6 protein-coding genes are annotated in these 5397 nt (G+C 64.7%); all 6 read left to right on the forward strand.

Features of this window, described 5'->3' with window-relative positions; all coding sequences use genetic code 11:
- A partial coding sequence (locus KBB36_RS20610) for an alpha-isopropylmalate synthase regulatory domain-containing protein (RefSeq protein WP_290985691.1) occupies positions 1–284 on the forward strand: 284 nt, incomplete at its 5' end.
- Between the two features lie 81 nt (positions 285–365).
- Positions 366–1409, forward strand: coding sequence for a rod shape-determining protein (locus KBB36_RS20615; RefSeq protein ID WP_290985694.1), 1044 nt, complete (start codon positions 366–368; stop codon positions 1407–1409).
- A gap of 67 nt (positions 1410–1476) precedes the next feature.
- On the forward strand, positions 1477–2343 hold the full coding sequence (mreC, locus tag KBB36_RS20620; protein WP_290985697.1) for a rod shape-determining protein MreC: 867 nt from the start codon (positions 1477–1479) through the stop codon (positions 2341–2343).
- A gap of 60 nt (positions 2344–2403) precedes the next feature.
- On the forward strand, positions 2404–2925 hold the full coding sequence (mreD, locus tag KBB36_RS20625) for a rod shape-determining protein MreD (RefSeq protein ID WP_290985700.1): 522 nt from the start codon (positions 2404–2406) through the stop codon (positions 2923–2925).
- 9 nt (positions 2926–2934) lie between these two features.
- Positions 2935–4854 carry a penicillin-binding protein 2 gene (mrdA, locus tag KBB36_RS20630; protein ID WP_290985703.1) on the forward strand — a complete coding sequence of 640 codons (1920 nt, stop codon included), beginning with the start codon at positions 2935–2937 and terminating at the stop codon, positions 4852–4854.
- Between the two features lies 1 nt (position 4855).
- A partial coding sequence (locus KBB36_RS20635) for an FtsW/RodA/SpoVE family cell cycle protein (RefSeq protein WP_290985705.1) occupies positions 4856–5397 on the forward strand: 542 nt, incomplete at its 3' end.

Below are 5397 nucleotides of genomic sequence, written 5' to 3' on the forward strand. Positions count from 1 at the left end.
GTGTGAAGGCCACCGGCAATGGTCCGGTGGATGCTACCTTCAATGCCATCCAGGCGCTGTATCCGCACGAAGCCAAGTTGCAGCTCTATCAGGTGCATGCCGTCACCGAGGGCACCGATGCCCAGGCGGAAGTGACCGTGCGGCTGGCCGAGGGCGGCAAGACCGTGAACGGACAGGGTGCCGATGCCGATACCCTGGTGGCCTCGGCGCGTGCTTATATCCATGCTTTGAACAAACTGTTGGTAAAGCGGGAAAAGACCGCGCCAGCAGCAATGTCTGCCTGAATCCCCGTGGCTGGAGCCTTGCGCATGGCAGCCCAAGGCACCATAACCACCGCAAAATCCGGTTGATGAGGTGAAGTCTCGATGTTTTCGCGTTTGATGGGTTTCATGTCGGCCGATATGGCCATCGATCTCGGCACGGCCAACACGCTGGTTTACGTGAAGGGCCGCGGCATCGTGCTCAACGAGCCGAGCGTGGTGGCGATTTCCAACATGCGCGGCAAGAAGGAAGTGCTTGCCGTGGGCGACGAAGCCAAGCAGATGCTGGGCCGCACGCCGGGCAATATCGAAGCCATTCGCCCTCTGCGCGACGGCGTGATCGCCGATTTCAATGTCGCCGAGGAAATGATCAAGCACTTCATCCGCAAGGTGCATAACCGCCGCAGCTTTGCCTCGCCGCAGGTGATTATCTGCGTGCCCTCGGGCTCCACGGCGGTGGAACGCCGCGCCATCATGGAATCGGCCGAGTCGGCCGGTGCCCGTCGCGTGCATCTGATCGAAGAGCCGATGGCGGCTGCCATCGGTGCCGGCCTGCCGGTCACCGAGCCGACCGGCTCGATGGTGGTGGATATCGGCGGCGGCACCACCGAGGTGGCCGTGCTCAGCCTGGGCGGCATCGTCTATTCGCGCAGCGTGCGCGTGGGCGGCGACAAGATGGACGAAGCCATCATCGCCTATATCCGCCGCAACAATAACCTGCTGGTGGGCGAGGCCTCGGCCGAACGCATCAAGAAGCAGATCGGCTCGGCCTGTCCGCCGGAAGATGGCAACGGCCTGTCCATGGAGATCAAGGGCCGCGACCTGATGAACGGCGTGCCGAAGGAACTGGTGATCAATCAGCGCCAGATCGCCGAAAGCCTGGCCGAACCGGTAGGCGCCATCGTGGAAGCCGTGAAGGTGGCGCTGGAGCATACCGCGCCGGAACTGGCTGCCGATATCGTCGACAAGGGCATCGTGCTCACAGGCGGCGGCGCGCTGCTGGGCAATCTGGATCTGGTGCTGCGCCATGCCACCGGCCTGCCGGTGACGATTGCCGACGAACCGCTCAGCTGCGTGGCGCTGGGCACCGGCCGTGCGCTGGAAGAAATGAAGACCTTGAAGCATGTGTTGTACAACCCGGCCTATTGAGGCCGGTTGACGGGGAATCGACGGCGGGGACATGCGGCCCAGGACGGGACGAGGAATGGGACGGGGGATGCGACTGGCAGCGCCGATCAAGGCGCTGGTGCAGCGCTTTGCCTTTCTGCTGTTGCTGGCGGCCGGTATCGGGCTGATCCTGCTCGGGCGCATCGACCGCCCGGCGGTGGAACGCGTCCGCGCCGTGGTGGTGGATGTGTTCGAGCCGGTGCTGACCGCGGTGTCGCAGCCGGTGGCCTTCGTCAGCCATGTGGTTGGCGCCATCGACGATCTGATCTTTGCCCATGAAGAGAATGTGCGGCTGCGTGCCGAGAATGCCCGCCTGCTGCAATGGCAGGATGTGGCGCGCCGGCTGGAGCAGGATAATGCCTCGCTGCGCCGGCTGCTTTCCGCCGGCCCCGATCTCGGCCACAGCTTCGTCACCGGCCGGGTGATCGCCGATGGCGGCGGCCTGTTCGTGCGCACCGCACTGATCAATATCGGTACCCGCGATGGCGTGCGGAAGGGCCAGGCGGTGATCGGCGAGGGCGGCTATGCCGGCCGGGTGGCCGATCTGGGCCAGCGCGCCGCGCGCATCCTGCTGCTCACCGACATGAACTCGCGCCTGCCCGTGATGCTGCAGGAAGGCGGGCATCGCGCCGTGCTGTCGGGTGACAACTCGCCGCAGCCCAAGCTGGAATATCTGCCGGCCGGCGCACGGCCCCTGGTGGGCCAGACCGTGGTCACCTCCGGCGATGGCGGCCAGTTCCCCGCCGGCATTCCGGTGGGCGAGATCGTTCAGGTGGGCGATGGCGGCATTCGCGTGCGGCCTTTCGTTGATCTCGGGCGGATGGATTTCCTGCGCGTGGTGCAATTCGAGGAAACCCGGCTGGATGGCGAGGAATATGCCCGCGATCCGGCGCGCAGCCCCGCGAGGCGGCCATGATCTTCCGCATGGCGCCGATACTGCTGCCTTGGGGGCGCCTGTAATGTCGGCGAGGCCGGTATGAAGATCGGCCTGGCGCTGGCCGCACGCCGCCTGCATGGATTGCTGCCCGTGCTGTCTTGCTTGGTGCTGGCCATCATCGGCACGGCGCCGCTGGAGCTGCCGCATTTCGGCCCCGTGGGTCCGGTTCTGGCGCTGATGGCGGTGTTCTATTGGAGCATCTTCCGCGCCGATCTGATGACGATGCTGGGCGCCTTCAGCATCGGCCTGGTGGTGGACCTGCTGTCGGGCGGCCCGATCGGGCTGCATGCGGTGTTGCTGTTGCTCACCCATGCGCTGGCGGTTTCGCAACGCCGGGTGTTTCTCGGCTCGTCTTTCCTGGTCAATTGGTGGGGTTACGGCATGGTGGCGCTGGGCGCCGCCTTCGTGAGTTGGTCGGTGGCCTGTTTGCTGAACTGGTATCTGCACGATCCGCGTCCGTTGCTGGCGCAGCTTGGCCTTTCGCTCGGGCTTTACCCTCTGGTCTATTGGCTGCTGAGCCGGCTGGAGCGGCGCCTGCTGCGCCCGGCCCTGCCGATCTGAGGCAGCGCCATGAACCGCCGCGACAACGATCTGCAACGGGTTTTCGGTCGCCGCGCCCTGATGCTGGGCGCCGCCAAGCTGGCGCTGTTCGCCGGCCTGGCCGGGCGGCTTTATTACCTGCAGGTTCTGGAATCGGATAAATACACCCTGTTGGCCGATGAGAACCGCATTTCCATGCGCCTGCTGCCGCCGCGCCGCGGCCGCGTGCTGGATCGCAATGGCATCGAGCTTGCCTCCAACCGCCGCAATTATCGTGTGCTGATCGTGGCCGAACAGGCGCGCAACGTGGATGCCACGCTGGGGGCGCTGGCCGAACTGATCCAGCTCGATGAAAACCAGAAGCAGCGCGTGAAGCGCGAAATAGAACGGCGCCGCAAATTCGTGCCGGTGGTGGTGGCGGAAAACCTGAGCTGGGAGGATTTCGCCAAGGTGAACCTGCACAGCCCCGATCTGCCCGGCGTGCAGATGGATGTGGGCGAAACCCGCGATTATCCCATGGCCGATGTGTTCAGCCATGTGGTGGGTTATGTCGGCGCGGTATCCGAGCAGGAAATCGGCGAGGATCCGTTGCTGGAATTGCCCGGCTTCCGCATCGGCAAGAGCGGCGTGGAAAAGCTGTTCGATGGCAATCTGCGCGGCCGCGCCGGCCATAGCCAGATCGAGGTGAACGCCTTCGGCCGCGCCATCCGCGAACTGGATCGCACCGATGGCCAGGCCGGCGACGATCTGGTGCTCACCATCGATTCCGAAATTCAGCGCTATGCCATGGAGCGGCTGGGCGAGGAGAGCGGCGCCGCTGTGGTGATGGATATCCATACCGGCGATGTGCTGGCCCTGGCTTCCAATCCCGGTTTCGATCCCAACTGGTTCAATGTCGGCATCACCCAGGCGCAATGGCGCATGCTGAATGGCGACAAGCACAAGCCGCTGACCAACAAGGCCGTGCAGGGCCAGTATCCGCCGGGTTCCACCTTCAAGATGGTGGTGGGTCTGGCTGCGCTGGAAGCCGGCGCCATCACCGCTGATACCCGTGTGTTCTGTCCCGGCCATATGGAACTGGGCAACAACACCTTCCATTGCTGGAAGAAGGGCGGCCATGGCAGCATGAATCTGGTGCAGGCGCTGGAAGAAAGCTGCGACGTTTATTTCTACGAGGCCGCCCGCCGCATCGGCGTGGACAAGATCGCCGAAATGTCGCGCCGGCTTGGTCTGGGCGAGGTTACCAAGATCGACCTCACGGGTGAGCGGCGCGGCCTGATACCCACCCGGGCCTGGAAACAGGGGGCGTTGAACCAGCCCTGGGCGCAGGGCGAAACCCTGGTGGTCGGGATCGGCCAGGGCTATGTGCTCAGCACGCCGCTGCAGCTTGCGGTGATGACCGCGCGGCTGGCCAATGGCGGCTATAATGTGACACCGCGCCTCGTGCGCAACGATGGCAAGCTTGGCCCTTCGCCGGAAAGCCGGCTGGCGCATCAGATCTATGCTTCCGCCAATCTCAAGCGCGAACATCTCGATCTGGCGCTGGAAGGCATGATCCGCGTCACCTCGCCGCCGCGCGGCACCGCCCAGGGCGCCCGCATCACGCAGCCACAATTCGCCATGGCGGGCAAGACCGGCTCCAGCCAGGTGCGGCGCATCTCGCGCCTGGAACGCGAAACCCGCGTGCGCAAAAACGAAGAGAAACCCTGGGAAGAGCGCGACCATGCGCTGTTCGTGGCCTATGCGCCGATCGCATCCCCACGCTATGCCTGCGCGGTGATCATCGAACATGGTGGCTCCGGCGCCAAGGCGGCCGCTCCGGTGGCGCGCGATATCCTGCTGCAAACCCAGTTGCGCGATCCCTCGCGCAAGGCGCCGCCGCCGGAACGTCCTGCCGGTTCCACGGCGGATCGGCAGGCACGGCCGGCCGCATCGGAATCCGGAGGCTGAGATGCGCCAGGCCCGCTTCCATGATCGTTTCAACAATCCCAGCCTGGGGCGCAAGCTGCGCGATATCACCTGGGGCCTGGTGCTGTTGATCACGGCGATTGCCTGCGTCGGCTTCATGCAGCTTTATTCCGCGGCCGGCGGCGATATTGACCCCTGGGCGGATCGCCAGATGGCGCGTTTCGCCGTGGGCCTCACCATCGCCGTGGCCATCGCGGTTACCGATATCCGTATCTGGCTGCGCATGGCGTATTTGTTTTATGCCGTGGCCTTGGTGCTGTTGGTGGCGGTGGAATTGTTCGGCCGTATCGGCATGGGTGCGCAACGCTGGCTCGATCTCGGCGTGGTGCATGTGCAGCCTTCCGAAATCATGAAGATTTCCATCGTGCTGGCGCTGGCGCGGTATTTCCATGGCCTCAATCTCGAAGATGTGGGGCGCATCCGCTGGCTTTTCGTGCCATTGGCGCTGGTTGGCGCGCCGGTGATCCTGGTGATGAAACAGCCCGATCTGGGCACCGCCATGCTGCTGCTGATGAGTTCGGGGGC

Origin of the sequence: Ferrovibrio sp., from assembly GCF_017994015.1 — a bacterium.
GTDB lineage: Bacteria > Pseudomonadota > Alphaproteobacteria > Ferrovibrionales > Ferrovibrionaceae > Ferrovibrio.